At 65.2% G+C, this 17,510-nt stretch carries 18 protein-coding genes; 8 read left to right on the top strand and 10 right to left on the bottom strand.

The window, feature by feature from the left end; all coding sequences use genetic code 11:
* The first annotated feature begins 50 nt into the window (after positions 1-50).
* Both AC1DSF_RS04795 and AC1DSF_RS04790 read left to right on the top strand, forming a co-directional pair.
* Entirely contained in the window at positions 51-1,256 is a 1,206-nt protein-coding gene (locus AC1DSF_RS04795) for an ABC transporter substrate-binding protein (protein WP_478123719.1), read from the top strand.
* The gene (locus tag AC1DSF_RS04790; protein WP_478182417.1) at positions 1,253-2,308 is read left to right on the top strand and encodes a xylose isomerase; all 1,056 of its coding nucleotides are present in this window, start codon (positions 1,253-1,255) and stop codon (positions 2,306-2,308) included. Before AC1DSF_RS04795 ends, AC1DSF_RS04790 begins: the two co-directional genes overlap by 4 nt.
* Here AC1DSF_RS04790 and AC1DSF_RS04785 read toward each other — a convergent pair whose 3' ends face one another.
* On the bottom strand, positions 2,309-3,118 hold the full coding sequence (locus tag AC1DSF_RS04785; RefSeq protein WP_478182416.1) for a TetR/AcrR family transcriptional regulator: 810 nt from the start codon (positions 3,116-3,118) through the stop codon (positions 2,309-2,311).
* 219 nt (positions 3,119-3,337) lie between these two features.
* Here AC1DSF_RS04785 and AC1DSF_RS04780 point away from each other — a divergent pair, with 219 nt between their 5' ends.
* Positions 3,338-4,051, top strand: a complete 714-nt coding sequence (locus AC1DSF_RS04780) for a hemerythrin domain-containing protein (protein ID WP_478123716.1) — start codon at positions 3,338-3,340, stop codon at positions 4,049-4,051.
* A 3-nt stretch (positions 4,052-4,054) separates the two neighbouring features.
* On the opposite strand, the gene AC1DSF_RS04775 is transcribed toward AC1DSF_RS04780, so the two are convergent.
* On the bottom strand, positions 4,055-5,416 hold the full coding sequence (locus AC1DSF_RS04775; RefSeq protein ID WP_478144456.1) for a GAF domain-containing protein: 1,362 nt from the start codon (positions 5,414-5,416) through the stop codon (positions 4,055-4,057).
* Entirely contained in the window at positions 5,413-5,919 is a 507-nt protein-coding gene (locus AC1DSF_RS04770) for a hypothetical protein (RefSeq protein WP_478123714.1), read from the bottom strand. Before AC1DSF_RS04770 ends, AC1DSF_RS04775 begins: the two co-directional genes overlap by 4 nt.
* Positions 5,920-6,022: 103 nt before the next feature.
* Here AC1DSF_RS04770 and AC1DSF_RS04765 point away from each other — a divergent pair, with 103 nt between their 5' ends.
* The 4 genes from AC1DSF_RS04765 (at position 6,023) to AC1DSF_RS04750 (ending at position 9,493) form a co-directional block, all read left to right on the top strand.
* Positions 6,023-6,766 (top strand): NADPH-dependent F420 reductase, encoded by a 744-nt coding sequence (locus AC1DSF_RS04765; protein ID WP_478123713.1) that lies wholly within the window; start codon positions 6,023-6,025, stop codon positions 6,764-6,766.
* A complete protein-coding gene (locus tag AC1DSF_RS04760; RefSeq protein WP_478182415.1) occupies positions 6,763-8,055 on the top strand; it encodes an NTP/NDP exchange transporter in 1,293 nt (430 codons plus the stop codon). Before AC1DSF_RS04765 ends, AC1DSF_RS04760 begins: the two co-directional genes overlap by 4 nt.
* Entirely contained in the window at positions 8,052-8,951 is a 900-nt protein-coding gene (locus tag AC1DSF_RS04755; RefSeq protein WP_478182414.1) for an aldo/keto reductase, read from the top strand. The genes AC1DSF_RS04760 and AC1DSF_RS04755 overlap by 4 nt, the downstream gene beginning before the upstream one ends.
* 65 nt (positions 8,952-9,016) lie before the next feature.
* Positions 9,017-9,493, top strand: coding sequence for a hypothetical protein (locus AC1DSF_RS04750; protein ID WP_478182413.1), 477 nt, complete (start codon positions 9,017-9,019; stop codon positions 9,491-9,493).
* Here AC1DSF_RS04750 and AC1DSF_RS04745 read toward each other — a convergent pair whose 3' ends face one another.
* The 5 genes from AC1DSF_RS04745 to AC1DSF_RS04725 form a co-directional block, all read right to left on the bottom strand.
* A complete protein-coding gene (locus AC1DSF_RS04745) occupies positions 9,494-10,087 on the bottom strand; it encodes a DUF2894 domain-containing protein (RefSeq protein ID WP_478182459.1) in 594 nt (197 codons plus the stop codon).
* A 14-nt stretch (positions 10,088-10,101) separates the two neighbouring features.
* Complete coding sequence (locus tag AC1DSF_RS04740; protein WP_478123986.1) at positions 10,102-10,752, bottom strand: OmpA family protein; 651 nt, start codon at positions 10,750-10,752, stop codon at positions 10,102-10,104.
* Entirely contained in the window at positions 10,752-12,842 is a 2,091-nt protein-coding gene (locus tag AC1DSF_RS04735) for a DUF802 domain-containing protein (protein WP_478182412.1), read from the bottom strand. Before AC1DSF_RS04735 ends, AC1DSF_RS04740 begins: the two co-directional genes overlap by 1 nt.
* 10 nt (positions 12,843-12,852) lie before the next feature.
* Positions 12,853-13,533: a DUF3348 domain-containing protein gene (locus AC1DSF_RS04730; protein ID WP_478182411.1), complete on the bottom strand. Its 681-nt coding sequence runs from the start codon at positions 13,531-13,533 to the stop codon at positions 12,853-12,855.
* 103 nt (positions 13,534-13,636) lie between these two features.
* On the bottom strand, positions 13,637-14,527 hold the full coding sequence (locus AC1DSF_RS04725) for a CoA transferase (protein WP_478182410.1): 891 nt from the start codon (positions 14,525-14,527) through the stop codon (positions 13,637-13,639).
* Between the two features lie 126 nt (positions 14,528-14,653).
* Between AC1DSF_RS04725 and AC1DSF_RS04720 the strand changes: the two genes are divergently transcribed.
* Positions 14,654-15,556 (top strand): SDR family oxidoreductase, encoded by a 903-nt coding sequence (locus tag AC1DSF_RS04720; protein ID WP_478182409.1) that lies wholly within the window; start codon positions 14,654-14,656, stop codon positions 15,554-15,556.
* A 21-nt stretch (positions 15,557-15,577) separates the two neighbouring features.
* Here the strand turns inward: AC1DSF_RS04720 and AC1DSF_RS04715 are convergent, their stop codons facing one another.
* Together AC1DSF_RS04715 and AC1DSF_RS04710 are read right to left on the bottom strand one after the other, a co-directional pair.
* Positions 15,578-16,507, bottom strand: a complete 930-nt coding sequence (locus AC1DSF_RS04715) for an EamA family transporter (RefSeq protein WP_478182408.1) — start codon at positions 16,505-16,507, stop codon at positions 15,578-15,580.
* The gene (locus tag AC1DSF_RS04710; RefSeq protein WP_478182407.1) at positions 16,504-17,508 is read right to left on the bottom strand and encodes an SDR family oxidoreductase; all 1,005 of its coding nucleotides are present in this window, start codon (positions 17,506-17,508) and stop codon (positions 16,504-16,506) included. The genes AC1DSF_RS04715 and AC1DSF_RS04710 overlap by 4 nt, the downstream gene beginning before the upstream one ends.
* Positions 17,509-17,510: the final 2 nt, after the last annotated feature.

The following is a 17,510-nucleotide window of genomic DNA, read 5'->3' as shown; positions in this document are numbered from 1 at the left end:
GCTTTACGTCCTGCTTCATGTCCTGAATTCCCCCCCGAAAGGATCCCGCGATGAAATCCGTCATTTCCGCCGCAGCACGCGTCGTGGCTGCCAGTATCTGCATCGTCGGTGCGCAGGCCGGCGCCCAAGGGACGATCAAGATCGGCGAGATCAACAGCTACAAGGCGCTGCCGCAGAATCTGGTGCCCTACAAGCAGGGCTGGCAGCTGGCGCAGGACGAGATCAACGCGGCCGGCGGCGTGCTCGGCAAGAAGCTTGAGACAGTGTTCCGGGACGACAACGCCAACCCGGGCGATGCGGTTCGCGTAGCCGAAGAACTCCTCGCGCGGGAGAACGTGGACATCCTCGCCGGCGTGACCTTGTCCCACGTCGGGCTCGCGTTGACCGACTTCGCCAAGCAGAAGAAGGTCTTCTTCCTGGCGTCAGGGCCGCTGAGCGACAAGGTCGTCTGGGACAACGGCAACCGCTACACGTATCGCCTGCGCTCCGGCACCTACGCGCTCGCTACCTCGGTGATCGGCGAGGCAGTGAAGCTGCACAAGAAGCGCTGGGCGCTGGTCTACCCCAACTATGAGTACGGCCAGGCGGCAGTAGCGGCGTTCAAGGAGAACATGAAGAAGGCGCAGCCTGACATCGAGTTCGTCGCGGAGCAGGCGCCGCCGCTCGGCAAGGTGGACGCCGGCGCGGTTGTGCAGGCTCTCGCGGATTCAAAGCCAGACGCGATCTTCAACGTGCTGTTCGGCAGTGATCTCACGAAGCTGGCCAGAGAAGGCAAGACGCGGGGCCTCTTCGACGGGGTCGAAGTGGTGAGCCTCCTCACGGGCGAGCCCGAGTACCTCGATCCACTCAAGGGCGACGCGCCGGACAACTGGATCGTGACGGGCTACCCCTACGCCAACATCGATACACCCGAGCACAAGGCCTTTCTTGCGGCCTACCAGAAGAAGTACAACGACTATCCGCGTCTGAATTCGATCGTCGGCTATGCGACAGTGAAGGCCATCGCAGCCGGCGTTCAGAAGGCGGGCTCGACGGATACCGAGAAGCTCGTCGCGGCTTTCAAGGGACTGCAGTTCACATCGCCTTTCGGGCCGGTCGTGTTCCGGCCGCAGGACAACCAGTCGACATTGGGCATCTACGTGGGGCGCACGGCGGTCAAGGACGGCAAGGGCGTGATGCCTTCGGGCACTTACTTCGATGGCGCCAAGCTGCAGCCGTCCGACGAACAGATCAAAAAGCTGCGCAATCCCTCATGAGCGCAGTGCTTCCACCGATCGGCTGCAATGGTCGGGGCGCGCAGGCGTCATCGATGGACGCGCCTGTTTCGCTCATGGAGGCATCGGTCGAAGAGCAGTTCAGGCTCGTGCGGGAGGCTGGCGCTTTCGACTTTTTCGATCGGCTCCCAATGCCAGGGCAGATCGACGAGTATCTGCGCTGCGCCGAGCGCTATCGCCTGCCGGCTCATACCGCCAGTTGGTTCTATGCGTTGGAGCGCGACGAGCCGCTGCTGGCGGAAAAGCTTCGGCTTGCGGCGGCGGTGGGCGCAAGCACGCACAACATCATGCTGTATTGGCACGATGCGAACGGCCGTCCGATCGACAACGCTCGGGTGGTCGAGTTCTATCTGCGAGCCTACGACGAAGGCATGAGGCTGGGGATCGAACCGGCTTTCGAGTTTCACGTCAACATGTGGAGCGAAGACCCGCGGCGGGTCGCGCCGGTTGCACGTGCGGTGAAGGACCGCGGCATTCCGTTCAACTTCACGCTCGACTACAGCCACGCCATTTTCAAGATGGGAAATGCTGAGGAATTGGCGATCTGCGGATTGACCGACGATGTCGCTGCCGGACATGCAGTGCTCGACCCATTTCAACCCGGCAACTTCGTCGACCAGTGGCTCGAGATGGGCATCGTGCGTTGGCTCCAGGTGCGCAGCGTGGCGCCGAACGGGCCGCGCAACCGATGGTCGATCAGTGATTCTGCCGACATGGTGGCGGCGGTGCCCGATCACTCGATCTTTCCTTATCGAAGTGGCGAGCCCGGGCGCGGCATTCTCTATCCTTTCACCGCGCCGGCCGAAGGCGAATGGCATTCGCCATGGGACGAGAGACAACTCGACTGCACCAAGGAGGTCGTGCGCAAGGTATTGGCCTACCACCGCAGCCATGAAGAATCGCCGCTGCGCTGGATCACGACCGAGATGATCAACCTGCCCGACTACGCACACAACGCGCGCTTCTCGTTGATCGGCCAGAACGCCGCGATCGCGCGTTTTGTTCGGGAAGACTGGGCGCAGTCGGACGCCTGACTACTTTGCGTTCGACGCCGGCTTCTTCTTCGGCTTCGCGGTCTTCCTGGGCTCTGGTGAGGCGCCGTCGGCAGGCGCCAATGTCGCGAGTGCGGGCTGAGGCGTCAGCATGGTGAGCACCACGTCGCAGATGTGCGTTCGCCAAGCGGTGCGGCGCGGGCGGCTCATCAAGTCCGCGCCGAGCCACGCCGAACAGGTGTACTGGTTCGACAGATAGAAAAAGCCGAGCGACATGATCGTCATCAGCACGTGTTCGGATGACACGTCGCGGCGAAACACACCTTTGGCTTGTCCACTCTCGAGCAGGGTCTGCACCGTTTCGACGAGAGGGAGGGTGACCCGTTCGACCTGCAGCCACTGGCGGATGTGCTTGCCCCGCAGCAGGTTTTCGTTCATCAGCAGACGCACCAGGTTCGGGTGTGAAAGGTAGTGGTCCCACGAGTGAAGAACCAGTTGGCGAATCCCTTCCACAGGGTCTTCGGGGGAGACGAACTCGCGTTGCGCGCCGATCATGCCTTCGTAGATCTTGGCGAGCACCGCCTGGTAGAGCCGCTCCTTGTTGCCGTAGTAGTAGTACAGCATGCGGTCGACCGTGCCTGCGGCGGCGCTGACACGCTCGATGCGCGCGCCCGCGAAGCCATGCTCGGCGAATTCCTCGATGGCCGCATCGAGGATGCGCGTCTCCAGGAGATCGGTGCGCTCGCGCCGCAGGCGCCGGCGGGTGGGTCCGCCCTCCGCGGCGGGAGGCGCATCGTCCGCTCGCACTGCGCGGCGGCCGCTGCGAGCGGCTGAAGGTGATCGATCTGACACGCTGGGTTGCTCCCGTCGTCAAGGCACATGCACATGCACGGCGCTCATTCTCTCGCATGCATGCGACCGTACCCCACCTTGGCATACATCGCAATTTAAGGTTTGCTGAAGGATTGCTTAAGCATTTCTTAGCGGCGCGCCAAGGCTTGGATTCCTAGACTTCTTTCCCAGCAGGAGGGCGCATGGGGCGCCTCCGCTGAACCGGAATGAAGGACTCTCATGAACATCGATCCGCGCGAAATGCGCCAGGTCGCGGCGGTCTCGGAACCCCGCGTCGATCTCTACGTCGGCATCCACAAGGCATTGCGTGCGCTGATGGCCGACAACCTCCTTGCACTCGGCCGCATGGACTGCGACGATGATCTGGAGCTTGCGCAAACCACACAGCGCCTCCTGCAACTGCTGGAGATCTGCCGTTCGCATCTGCAGCACGAGAACGATTTCGTGCATGCCGCTCTCGAAGCCCGCGCGGCCGGCTCCAGCGCTCAGATCGCGCACGAGCACGAAGAACACGTTCAAGCCATCCACGCACTGGCTCGGCAGACCACCGCACTGCTGCAGTGCGACCCGGCCCGCCGCGCCGAAGGCACGCTTGCGCTGTATCGCGCGCTGTCGGTTTTCATCGCGCACAACTTCGAGCACATGCACGTGGAAGAAACAGCGCACAACGCTGTGCTCTGGGCGCGCTACACGGACGCCGAACTCGAGCAGATCCACGGCGCGCTCGTCGCCTCCATTCCGCCCGAAGAGATGATGTTCATCGTGCGCTGGATGGTCCCCTACATGAACCCTCGCGAGCGCGTCGTGATGCTGAGCGACATGCGCGCGCACGCGCCGGCACCCGCCTTTGCCGCAGTGCTCGACGTGGTGCGCCCGCACCTTACCGAGCGCGAGTGGGCCAAGCTCGGCGCCGGCCTCGGCTTGCCGGCCTGAATGTCAGCCGGCGATCTCCGTGAGCGCAACCGGCCGCTCGATCCGCAGGCTGAAGCGGCCGCGGCCGGTTTTCTCGATCCGCAGGTGAGGGCTGTTTTCCGCAAGCCGGCGTTGAAGCAGGACCAACCGCGCTTCGAGGTTGTCGGAAAGATCAGGCAGCTTGATGGCGGGATCGAGGCGGAGCTCGCGATTGGTGAAGTCGGTGCGGCCCTGCTGCGCATATTCGCGCAGCAGCTTGCCGAGGATGGCGCCCGCCACGCCCTTGATGAGATAGCTGTCGCCGATGAAGACGCTGTTGTTGGCCAGGTAGTGGCGCACGGGCGTGGGCGCGCCGCTGGCGGAAGGCGAAGGGGCGGGCACGGGCTCTTCCGAGGCAGCGGCCGGCTCGTCCGCGGCGCGCAAGAGTTCCAGTGCCGCGCCGAGATGGCAGGCGATGGCGACCAACGCGTCTTCGTCGTCGAAGCCGAAGCGCATGTCCAGCGGGCTTTCGACGAACAACGCCCCCAGCAGCCGCCCGCCCGAGACGATCGGAACAGCAAGCTGGCTGTGCGGCTCGGCCAGGCCCGGAAACGGAATCTCCGTGTCAAGCACGATGCCCGGCTCGATTTCGCGCATGCTGCTGCGCACAGCATGGCTGTAGCTGGCCGCATGGGTCACGTGGCTGATGCGAACCGGCGTGCGCTCGCGCGCGGCCACCCCGATCACACCATGACCGACCTCGATTTCCGAGCCGACGCCGGAAGTCGCGTAGCCGCAACTCGCCACGGTGTAGAGGCGCTGGGTTGCAGCGTCCAGCATGAGCACCATGGCGTGGCGCACGTCCAGGTGATCGTTCAGCGCCGCCAGTGCGGTCTGCAGCAAGTCATCGGTGGCGCTGCAGGCGGCGAGCCGCTCGGCCGCCCGGCGAACTCCGGCCAGAAGTCCGGGCCTCGGCGGCGAGGCCGCCACACGTTCGCCTTCAAGGCTTTCGATGGCTTCGACTTCGTACACGTCGGACCCGCGCAACTGGAAGACGCCCGCCATGCCCGAATGCGACGCGATGCCCGCGAGTTGTGCCTTCATGCGCTCGAACAGCGGACCGCTGGTTTCGGTTCGCAGGTAATGCAGGTGCAGCCGGTGGTATCTGGCAGTTGCAGGGTCGATCAGCAGTACGCTCGCGTACGGGTTCGCGAGGATGTTCTGCCTCGTCTTGTTGAAGAATTGAAAAGACAGCGCGACATGTCGCTCGTCCACGTAATAGACCTGCGAGATGTACGCGACATTGGGTGTGCCGTCCTCCGCGCACGTCGACATGATGGCCGGGATCGCCCCTTCGAAGCACGATCGGATCGCATGCAGCGACGGTGAAGGATTCACCGCGTTCATGGCGTGGCGGTCCCGGGCAGTGCGGTACCAGCCTTCGGGCCGGGCGTCTGGTCGAAGGCTGCATCGGGGCTGAACTGCACCGCCACCAGCTCGTCGAGCTTGAACGCCAGAAGCGTATGCACGAAGGGCAGGTCGCAGCCGACCAGGCTCAGCTCGTGTTCCATGGATTGCCCATAGCGCCGAAGCACCGGCAAATCGCGTTCCTCTGCGGCGCGGAGTTCAGCCTTGCTTGCCTTCACCTGCACGGTCCGGTGACTCACCGGCTCGCTGAAGACAACGGCGACTTCGCCGGTTGCCGCGATGTCCTGCAGAAGCTGCCGCGCATGACTGCGCGACACGAACACGGTAATTTCGGTCCCGTCCTGGGAAATGCTGGCGCCGACCGCGCGCATCACGCTGGGGCGAAGTGCGGCGTTGCGCGACGCGACGTTGGCTGATATGCCCTTGTCGATCAGCGCGATGTGCTCGGGGCTCAGCAGCGGACGGGAAAGTATGTCGGCCATGGGAGAGGATCGGCGGAGACCGGCATTTTGATGCAAAAGTTTGCGTTCCGGCGGAAGATGATGGGTCGCGAGCCAGCCCGGTTCGTCAACGCAGGAGGCTTCGATGGTCAGGCATCACTCCCTCGATCGCACCCGCCGCTCGCTGCTGGGCGCCGGCGGCGCATGGGTCGCTCTCGCGGCGTTGAAACCGCATGCCGCGTCGGCGCAGGCCGCGGCCGGCCTGCGCATTGGTGTCATCGGCTCGGGGCACATCGGCGGAACGATCGGCGGGCTCTGGGTCAAGGCAGGCCATCCGGTGATGTTCTCCTCGCGCCATCCGGAGGAACTCAAGGGCCTCGTCGGGGAGCTCGGTTCGCGCGCCAGCGCGGGCACGGTCGAGCAGGCGATCGCCTTCGGGGACGTGCTCTTCATCGCGGTGCCCTATGGTGCGCTGCCGCAAATCGGCAAGGACTACGGCGCTGCGCTCAAGGGCAAGGTCATGCTCGACGCCTGCAACGCCGTGTCGTCGCGCGACGGCACCGTGGCTGACGAGGTGGAGCAGGAAGGCATTGGTGTGGTGTCGCAAAAGTACCTGTCGGGCGCTCGCCTGGTGCGTGCGTTCAACACCATGTCCTACATGATCTTCGCGCGCGAAGCCCATCGCCCTGATCCGAAGCTGGCGGTCCCGATTGCGGGCGACGATCCCGAGGCAGTGAAGATTGCCGCCGGACTGGTGCGCGATGCGGGCTTCGATCCGGTCGTGGTCGGCAAGCTGGCCGACGCCCGGAAGTTCCAGCGCGGCGGCCCCGGCTACGGCCAGTCGGTCACGGCGGCCGAACTCAAGCAGAAGCTGTCGCTGGCGCCATGACGCCGCTCCAGCGCTGGCTGCGGCGGGCGGTTCCTGCGACCCCGCAGGAACTGGCGGCGGCGCTCTGGTCCTTCGGCTATTTCTTCGCACTGCTGGCCGGCTATTACGTGTTGCGGCCGTTGCGCGACCAGATGGGCATCGCCGGTGGCACGCGCGCGCTGCCATGGCTCTTCACCGCGACCTTCGTGACGCTACTGGCCGCGCAGCCGCTCTATGGCGCCTTGGTGGCCCGGCTGCCGCGGGCGCGCTTCATCCCGATCGTCTATCACTTCTTCGTACTCAACCTGGCGGTTTTCTGGCTGCTGCTGGAGCTTGGCATCGCACCGGTGATCGTGGCGCGCGTGTTCTTCGTGTGGGTCAGCGTCTTCAATCTTTTCGCGGTGGCGGTGTTCTGGTCGTTCATGGCGGACCTGTTCACCAGCGAGCAGGGCAAGCGGCTCTTCGGCTTCATCGGCGCTGGGGGCACTGCCGGGGGGTTGCTGGGGCCGGTGATCACCATCCTGCTGTCGGTACCGCTCGGCCCGCACAACCTGTTGATTGCGGCCATCGTCTTCATCGAAGTTGCGGTGTTCTGTGCGTACCGGCTGGAGCGCAGTGCGGGTTCGACGCAAGCCGCCCGGCGTGAAGATCATCGCGTGGGCGGAAGCGCCTTCGCCGCGCTCTCGGGGCTGGTGCGGTCGCCGTATCTGCTCGGGGTCGGCGCCTGGGTCAGCCTGCTGTCTTTCGGAGCGACCATCCTGTATTTCGTACAGGCCAACGTGGTCTCGGCGGCCGTACACGGGGCGGGCGCCCAAACACGGATCTTCGCCAGCATCGACCTGATCGTCGGACTCCTGACGCTGGCGACGCAGGTCTTTGCCACGGGCCGGTTCATGCAACGATTCGGCACTGGCATTGCTGCGGCCGCATTGCCGGCGGTGTACGTCGTCGGCTTTCTCGTATTGGCCTGGATACCGGGCCTGATGGTGGTGATCGTCTTCCAGGTCGCCCAGCGGTGGATGAATTTCGCCATCGCCAACCCGGCGCGCCAGGTGTTCTTCACGGTGGTCGGCCGGGAGGAAAAATACAAGGCGAAGAACATGATCGATGTGGTGATCTATCGAGGGTCCGACGCGCTCTACGGCTGGGTCTTCGACAGCTTGCAGGCGATCGGACTCAAGATCGGCGCCATCGCGTTGTGCGCGGTACCGGTGGTGCTCGCGTGGCTGCTCCTGTCGACGGCGCTGGGGCGCACGCAGGAGCGGCGCGCATCCTTGCAGGGCATCCGCGCGCAAGGGGATCTGCAATGACGACAGGACTGACACGGCGAGGTTTTTCGGCGCTTGCGGCGGCGGCTCTGCTGCCGCAGGTCGCACTTGCCCAGGACAAGCAGGGCTCAATCATCGAGAGGGCTATTCCGAGCACGGGCGAACGGCTCCCGGCGGTAGGCCTCGGCACCGCAAGAGTGTTCGACAGCGACGACGCCCGCACGCGCGACGCCGCAACGCAGGTCGTTCGGACTTTGCTCGACGCTGGCGGAAGGCTCGTCGATACGTCTTCTGTCTACGGAGATGCCGAGCAGGTGCTGGGGCAAGTCATGTCGTCCGGCAGCTGGCGCGACAAGATATTCGTCGCGACCAAGCTCGAAGAACCGGATGCGGCGGAGCTCGAACGCTCGCAGAAGCGCCTCGCGACGCGAAAGATCGATCTGCTTCAGTTGCACAACGTCCGCGATCCGCGCCAGTCGCTCGCCCGGTTCAAGGCGTGGAGGGCGCAGGGCGTTTGCCGCTACATCGGCATCACATCGACTTCACACCGCGACTTTGCGGCCATCGAAGCGGTGCTGCGGCGCGAAAAGCCGGACTTCGTGCAGATCGGCTATTCGCTCGACGACCGCGAAGCCGAAGCGCGCATCCTGCCGCTGGCGGCGGAGGTGCAAGCTGGCGTGCTGACCGCGCTGCCATTCGGCCGCGCGCGGCTGTTCCGGGCAGTTCGCGGCAAGCCGGTCCCCGACTGGGCGGCAGAGTTCGCGGGCAGTTGGGCGCAGTTCTTTCTCAAATACCTGCTTGGCGACGAGCGCGTCACGGCAGTGATTCCGGGCACTTCCGATCCGGCGCACATGGCTGACAACCTGGGAGCCATGCGCGGGCGGCTCCCCACTGCGGAGCAGCGTCAACGAATGGTTGCTTTTGTCCAGAACCTCTGACGTGAAATCCTGAAACTCGCAGGCGTCAGCCGAAGTCGAACATGGACTTTCGGCGGAGGTTCGCCATGAAGCGTCTCGCACAGGCCTTGATGATCATCGCCATGGCTGGCGTCACGACGAGTCTTGCCTTCAACGGCATGCAAGCAGGCGGTGGATTCCACGGCGGCGGCCGGGGCTGGGCGCCGGCTCGTGCTGCGCCGGGGGGCTTCGCCGGTGGCAACTTTGGCGGACAACGCGCTGTCGTCGTGCGCCCCGGCTTTTCGGGTCACCCTGGTTTCGCTCATCCGGGTTTTGCGCGCCCAGGCTTTGCCCGCCCGGGCTTCGTTCGTCCTGGTTTTGTTCATCCCGGTTTCGTTCATCAAGGCTTCGTTCACCGCGGCTATCCGTTCCGGGGCGCAGTGATCGTTGGCGGACCGGTGTTCTTCGGCCCGCCACCCGTGGTTTTCGTGAGCGGTGTCCCCGCTCTCTGGTATTGCCAGAACCCTCCCGGCTACTACCCGACCCTTCAGGACTGCCCGGTGGGCTGGATCCGGGTGCAGTAGTCAGCCCGATCGCGACCGAGCGCTTTTCTTCGGCGGGGCTTCCGCGCCCATCGCATTCGCCTGGTCGAGCCATGACAAGGTGTCGACGTACGCCATGAAGCGGTTCAGGTACTCCGGCGACAGATCGCGCATCAGGGTGAGCGATCGATGCACCAGGTGATGCGAGTTGAGGGGTCCGGCGTTTTCCGGCACCTTTGCCAGTGATTGCGTGAGTCGCCGATCGGCGCTCAGCTTCGACCAGGTGCTCCTGAAGTAGCTGAGGGTCTTCAGTTCGGAGGAAGCAGGAATACCGTGCAGCGTTTGGGCGTCACCTTCGCCTTGCGATGCCGCATGCCGTGCGATGTGCTCGACCAAAGCCGCAAGCGGTCCGCGAGAGGGTGGGCTCCTGTCTTTCGGTGATGAGGTGCCCTCTGCAGGAGCTCGCGCCTTTTCGACGTCGTCGCCGTACGCTGCCAGCAGTTTCGCAATCTTGTCGTCAAGGATTTGCCGAGCATCACCTTCGTGCGCCGCCGAGCGCTTGACCATCGCTTCGATGAGCCGGAAGCGCACGGGGTCGAGGCGATCGTCGCCTCGCTGCCGCCATGTATCGATCATCGCGATGGGATCGCTCACGGTGCCTTCGCGCTAAGGCTTGCGTTGGTCCGCTTGGGCGTCGGCGCCATCTCCACGCGGCGATTTTTCGAGCGCCCCTCGGGGTCGGAATTCGAGGCCACTGCCTGCTCGGAACCAAACGCCGCGGCAAAGACGGAGGACGATGGAATGCCTTCCTCGATCAATGCGCGCGTCACGGTGAGCGCCCGTTGCGCCGAGAGCTCCCAGTTGTCCGCGAACTGGCGGTTGCCGCCCCGTACCTGACGATCGTCCGTGAAGCCGCTCACCATCAGGATTTCTTCGCGAGACTGTAGATAGGCGGCGAGCGGCCCCGTGAGGGTCTTCAACAGTTGCCGTCCCTCCGGCTGCAATTCGGCGGAGTTGACCGCAAACAGCACGCTGCCGCTGATGCCGATGCGCCCGTTGTTCAGCGTGACCCGGCCTGCCGCCAAGGGGCCGGCCAGGGCCTTTTCGAGCGCCTGCAGCCGTTGCGCTTCCACCTGCTTCTGCTTGAGTTCGGCTTGCAGCCTGGACGTGAATTCAAGCTGCATGCCGATCGCGCAGACGAGGATCAACACGAAGGCGCCCAGCAACCCCGACATCAGGTCGCCGAAGACGGCCCACACGGGCACCGTCGGCTCCGCGCCGGCGTCGAGATCGTCCACCATCACGCTTCGCTGCCCACGGCCGAGCGGCTGCTCGCGATCTGCTGCAGGTCCTCGACGATCTGCTTCTGCGACATGATGCTCAGGTCGATGACTTCGCGCGCTTGCGCCACGTAGTAGTCGAGCTGTTCGTCACTGCGCGCAATCGACTTGCCGAGGGCGCCTTCGATGCGCTGCAGATGCGCCACCAGCTTGTCGTTCGACTGGCTGAACAGTTGCACCGCGAGCCCGAACGCCTCCCCCAGGCTCGCCACTTCGACGGCGCTGCCGGTGATCTGCGCGGCGACGCCGGTCATCTTGTCGGTCTCGGCTTCGATCTTGTCGGTGAAGCGGGTGCCGACGCGTTCCAGCAGATCGGCTGATGCGCCGACCAGCGCGTCGATGGCCGCGCGCTGTTCGGTGGAAGCGTGGTTCACGGCGCCGAGCAGCGTCTCCAGCGTTTCGAGGATGCGGCTGCGTTCGTCCAGCATCGCGTTGTCACGGGCCATGCTGTCCGACAGCTTCTGGCGCAATTCGGCGATCACCTCCGCTGCGGCGCGAGGCGCTTCCGAAGCGGCTTGCATGAGCTGGGCGATTTCGGCGATGGTGTTTTTCGCGTGGGCTTCGGTCTGAGCGGAGATGCCGATGGCGGTGTCGGCCAGCGTCTTGGAGATATCTTGTTGCTGGCGTTCGGTGCGCGCGCCCGCTTGCTGCCACTCTTCCTTCAGCGACACGGCAATGGCTTCGAGTGCATCGCTCCAGGCGGACAGCCGTTGCTGGTCGTGCGACGCCACTTCCGTCTGCAAAGCCGTGTGCGCCTGCGCGACGGTTTGCAGGAGTGAAGCCGAATGCTGCTCGAAGGTGGCCGCCGCCGTGGTCAGCGCGCGCCGCGTCTCGCTCGACACATCCTGGCTGACGCGCTCGTGTTGTTCGAGAGCGCTTCGCCAGTTGTTGGAGACGCCGTCGACCGCGGCTTCGAGGCGGGCGGAGACACCTTCGACCAGCGACGCCGAGCGCTGCTCGAAAGTCTCGGCGAACTGATCGAGCGAGATGCGCAGATCCTTCGATTGGGCCTCGCTCGCTCGCTGATGCTCGACGAGCGCCGATTTCCAGATGTCGGCGACAGTGGTCGTGCTGGTTTCGAAGCGGCTCGACAGCCCGTCGAGCTGACGCTGGACGCTTTGCTCGATGGTCGCGTGCAACGAAGCCGCTTCACGCGCGATGCCCGCCATGGCCGCTTCGACGACAGGTTGAAACGTCGCTCCGGCCACGCGAGCGCTTTCGGTCAGGCTCTGCTCCAGAGAGCGGCCCACCGACGACGCCAAGCCTGCATACGCAAGCTCTGCCTTGCCATGGAAATCGTCCTGCCCTGAGATGAGGCGCTCGTTCAGGGCCTGGCTTTGCCTTTCCATCGTCGCCATCATGAGCTGCAGCCGATCGACGAGTGCCGGCATCGCATGGCTCTGCTGCTGCAAGAGCTTGAACGACTCTTCGCGTTGATGCGCCAGCGAGAACGCACGCAGCGTGGTCGCGATGCGGGTGTCGAGAATTTGCGCGGCCTGAAGGCGATCACGCCGGCAGAGCGCCGAAAGAAGGCCCAGCATTGCGGACGCGGCCACGCCGGCGACTGAAGTGCCGAACGCCAGCCCCAGGCCCTTGACGGGCGCGGCGAGCGAAGAGCGGATGGCTTCGAGGTCCGTCGCGCTTTCCAGGGCCGAGCCGGTGCCGTTGAGCGTCACCACCATCCCGAGAAAGGTACCCAGCATGCCCAGCAGGACGAGCAGGCCTGCGAGGTAGGGGGTCAGCGCAGGGCCGGGCAAGCCGACGCGCTCGCCTTCGATGCGCAGCCGTACCGCATTGCGCAGGGAGGGGTGCAGCGTGCCGAGCCACTCGCCGAGGTCGGTCGGCGCTTGCGGCATGTCGGTCACGGCATGCGTCAGCGTGGCTGTTGCTTGATGAAAGCGGCGCAATTCGAGCGCGCCCATGAGGTAGAACGCGCCGACCAGCAAGGTGATCGCCAGGGCCAAGGGATTGGTTCCGATGTACCCGGCACCCACCCAGCACACGGCGGCCAGGCCCACAAGGAAGACGGCGTAAGAAAGATATCTGTTCATGTCGGCTTGGTTAGCTCGATCGAAGGGCTTCCAGCAGCCCTTCGATCGGTTGAAATCGAATTTCCAGTTCGGCGAGCAGCACGGCCTGCATGTTCTTGCGGAAGGCGTCCTGCCATGCGTCCGGCTGCGCTTCGTCCTCGGAAACCGGCGCCTGTGCCTGTGCCTGTGCAAACTGCCGCAAGCGCTTGAAGTGCTTTTCGAGCAGTCCCGGCACCGTTGCCAGCAAACGGTGCTCGTGTGGATCCAGGGCTTGCTCCATGACGGCGTCCACGGCGGCGAGCCGGGAGAGTGACGGTGACCTGGCTGCCAGCTTGGCGCGCAAACGGCCACGCAAAGGGCCGATGGCGACTTCCATGGCCTGCTGCCTTGAGAGATACCGCTGCTTGTACGGCGGGAAGTCGGCCCCGCTTGCGCCGCCTTCAGTGATCGCACTGACCAACGACGCGCGAATGCGGGCGCATTCCGCTTCTTCGGCGCTGGACGATCCGGAGGCTTTCGCAGGCGCTGCCGCGGGAGCACCATTGAGCACTGCGGAGAGCGAGATGGCGTCGGTCCAGCTGACCCAATGACTCAATCGATCCGCGAAGGCTTGTCGGGATTCAGGAACGTCGATGTCGGTCAGTCGAGCGAGCAAGCGAGTGAGCGCCGAGCCGGTGAAACCTGTGCGCCGGGACACTTGCACTTGCACCATGCTGCCAATTGGAAAAACCGAGCAGTCTACACTGCCGCGTCACCCGGGAAGGGCCGCCCAGAGTGCCAGCTCGGCGAATTTCTGTATCAATTCTGTTGCGGTATCAATCGGCCAGGGTGAGCAGCGGAACATCGCGTTCGCGCGCCATGGTTTCGAGGTCGGCGCGCGTGCGGGAGCCGATCCAGCGGGTGATGGCTTCGTGCGTTTCGGCGGCGGCCATGTTGGACGAAGCGGGCAGCCCGGCGGCTTCGCTCAAGCGTGCCGCGAAGTGCGGTTCGAGCGCGGCGACGGCCACGCGTCCGTCGGCGCAGCGATAGACGCGATAGCCAGCGTGAGCGCCGCCGACCGCGCCAGTCGGCTTCGTCAGCCCCCAGGTGTGCGGCAGCGCCAGCCAATCGGCAGCGGCGTTGAGGGCCACTTCCAGGCAGATTCCCGGCGCGTGCGGGCCGCCGGTGCGCAATGCGGATTTCAGCACGGCCTCGCTCGCCAGGAGCGCGCCGCCCATGTCGGCGTACAGTGTTGGCGGCAACTCGGTGCCGGTGACCAGGCCGACTTCAGCGAGGTAGGTGAGGTCGTGACCGGGCTCTTCGGCGCGATCTCCCGGGGCGCCGACGATCGCGACCTGCGACAGCCGCGGATGGCGTGCGTGAAGCGTGGTCCAGGCCAATCCGAGCTTGGCGAGCGCGGAGGGCCTGAACGATGTGAGCAGGACGTCGGTGTTCTCGAGTGCCGCGTGCAGGTGTTGCTGCCCGGCTTCGGTCTTGAGGTCGGCGACTTCGACCGGGACGCCTTCATGCAGCGCCGCATAGGCCGTGGGGTTGTAGTGGCCCATCGGATCGCCCGATGGAGGCTCGAGCTTGGTGCAGGTGGCGCCCATCGCACGGCACCGCATCAGCGCGGCCGGCCCGGGGAGGTTGAGCGCAAGGCTCAGCACGCGAACGCCGGCCAGCGGCGCGAAGGCTTCGGGGGATTCGGGGGACGAGTTGTTGGACATGGATTGATCCTTGATGGGTCCTCGGCAAGCCTTGGTGATGTCGCATTGGAGCTTACCGGCTTGTCGCGTCCGCTCTACGATGCGCGTGGCACAGCCCGTTTCGATTCAATCCCTAAGGAGACACGCATGTACCAGTCCGATCTCATGGCCGGCCAGCGCATTCTGGTGACCGGCGGCGGCACGGGCCTTGGCCGCGCCATGGCCGAGCGCTTTCTGGGTCTCGGCGCCGACGTGGCGATCTGCGGCCGACGGCAGAGCGTCTGCGAAGAAACCGCCGCCGAATGGCGCACGCAGTTTCCGGGGCGGCGCATCGACACCTTCGGCGTCGACATCCGCAATGCGCAGGCGGTGGACGAGATGGTCGAGAGCCTCTGGCAGTCCGGCGGGCTGACGGGGCTTATCAACAACGCCGCGGGCAATTTCGTCTCGCCGACAGAGGCTCTTTCGCCGCGCGCTTTCGATGCGGTCGCGAACATCGTTTTTCATGGCAGTTTCTATGTCACCCAAGCCGTGGGCAAGCGCTGGGTTGCCGAAGCGAAGGAAGGCAAGTGGAAGGCCGGCGATCCGTACCGCAGCGTGATGAGCATCATCGTGACCTGGGTCGACAACGGCAGCCCCTATGTCGTGCCGTCGGCGATGAGCAAGGCAGGGATCGAGGTGATGACGAAATCACTGGCCGTCGAGTGGGCGCGCTACGGCATTCGGCTCAACGCCGTCGGCCCTGGCGAGATCCCGACCGAAGGCATGAGCAAGCGCCTGAACCCCGGTGAAGAGCCTGGCGCACGCAGCAAGGCGCAGAACCCGATGGCGCGCACCGGCCGCATGAGCGAACTGCAGAACGTGGCTGCGTTCCTGATGGCGCGCGGCCAGTGCGATTGGCTGACCGGCCAGAGCATCATGATGGACGGCGGCAACGCGCTCGCGACCGGTGGCAACTTCTACGAGTTGAGGCAGTGGAGCGATGCCGACTGGCAATCGGCGCGGGAACGCATCGAGGCGCAGAACCAGAAGGACAAGGCGCAGCGCTAGCGTTCGCCTTGCGAGGCATCTTCAGGCAGGGCGGGGGCCTCGCAACCGGCCGAACAGGCGCGTCGCCAATCCCTGGTTGATCACCAGTCCCAGCAGCACGCCTGCCGTGCCGATCCACTGCGCCGGGCTCGGATGCTCGCCGAAGCTGATGGCAGCAGCGGCCAGCCCGACGACCGGCACCAGCAGCGAGAACGGCACGACACGGCCTGCCGGATGGCGCTGCAGGAGGCGCGTCCACATCGTGTAGGCCAGCAGGGTTGCAAACCATGCGAGGAACAGCACCGAGAGCACTGCGGCCACGCCGAGCCCGGCGAGTTGGTGCACCACGGTCGACGGACTGCTCATTGCCGCTGCAAGCAGCAAGAAAGGAATGATCGGCACCAGGCTGCTCCACACAATGAAGCCGAAGGGGTCGTAGCCCGGTGCCGCGCGCACCGCGAAACGCACCACGATGTTTGATGTCGCCCACATCAATGCAGCCGACAGCGTGAGCACGAAGCCGATCAAGGTCATCTGGCCCGGACCTTCTCCGTGCGCGGCAGCGATCAGCAGAAGTCCCGCAAGCGCGACGCCGAGGCCGAGCCATTGGCTGGCCCTTGCCTTTTCGCCCAGCAGAGGCGCCGCCAGCAGCAGCGTGAAGAAGGCTTGCGTCTGCATCACGACGGAGGCCATGCCCGCAGTCATGCCCAACTGCAATCCCAGGAACAGAAGTCCGAACTGACCCAGCCCTTGCGCGAGCCCGTAGGCCACGAAATAGCGCCACGGCAGGGGCGGACGGCGCACGAACATGAAGAGCGGCAACGACGCCGCGCTGAAGCGCAGTGCGCCCAGCAGCATGGGGTTCAAGTCCCGCAGCCCGATCTTCATGGCGACGAAGTTCACGCCCCAGATCAGCACCACGCCCAGGGCGCGTCCGAAGTCGCCGCGGCTGAGTCCGGCAGCGGGGGTCATGCGCTGACCTGCCGCTGTGCCTGCTCGTGCGCCGTGCGTGCGGCCTTGAAGGCGAGGAAGGCTTCCAGGCTCGTCTTGCGAGGCACATAGCCGAATTCGGATTTCAGCCGTGCATTGCACAAGACGGGCCTGTAGCGCAGGAAGTCCAGTTGCTCGGGTCCATAGCGCGTGATGCCCAGCCGCGATCCGATCGAAAGTGCGATCCGCAGCAACGGCGCGGGCAGGACCAGCATCGGCTTGTGCAGGATCGAAGCGATCTGCGACAGCGTGAGCGCACCATCGCCGGCCACGTTGAAGCAGCCTGCGCGGCCGGTAGTGATCGCGTGGACCACGCAGCCGGTGACGTCCTCGTCCCAGATGAAGACGAAGGGGCTGTCGCTGCCGCGGATCGCGAGGATGCGCGGCTTTTCGAACAGCGCGGTGATCTGGTTGCGCACGCTCGCGCCCAGGATCGTGCCGATGCGAAGCACCGTCTGGCGCAGCGCCGGATGCGAAGTGCGATAGGCGGCGAGCATCTCTTCGACCAGCCGCTTGTGGTGCGCATAGGCGAAGGCGTGATTGCCGCGCAGCGCCGTGTCTTCGTCGATCCATGCGGGGTTGTCCGCGTGGTAGCCGTAGGCGGCGCCGCTGGAGGACACGACGATGTGCCCGACGCCATTGGCAATGCAGGCTTCGAGCACGTTGCGGGTGCCCAGCACGTCCACCGAATATTCGAACTGCCGTGTGCTGTCGGGCCCCGGCGTCACGATCGAGGCGAGATGGACGACCGTGTCGATCGCGTGTTCGCCGAGCATGGTGCTGATCTGCGGCGCGCGCACGTCCTGCACGGCATAGACCACGCCAGGCACCTGGCGCGGCTTTGGCACTTCGCGGACATCCAGCGCGACCACGTGCTGGATGTCGGGCAGTTTTGCAAGCGCGGCAATCACCGTGCGGCCGAGAAAACCGTCGGCGCCGGTGACGAGCACGCGCCGTACCGCGATGGGCTGGGAGACTTCCATGG

This window comes from Variovorax sp. 01N429, assembly GCF_056399425.1.
This window is presented reverse-complemented; position numbering and strand designations above follow the sequence as displayed.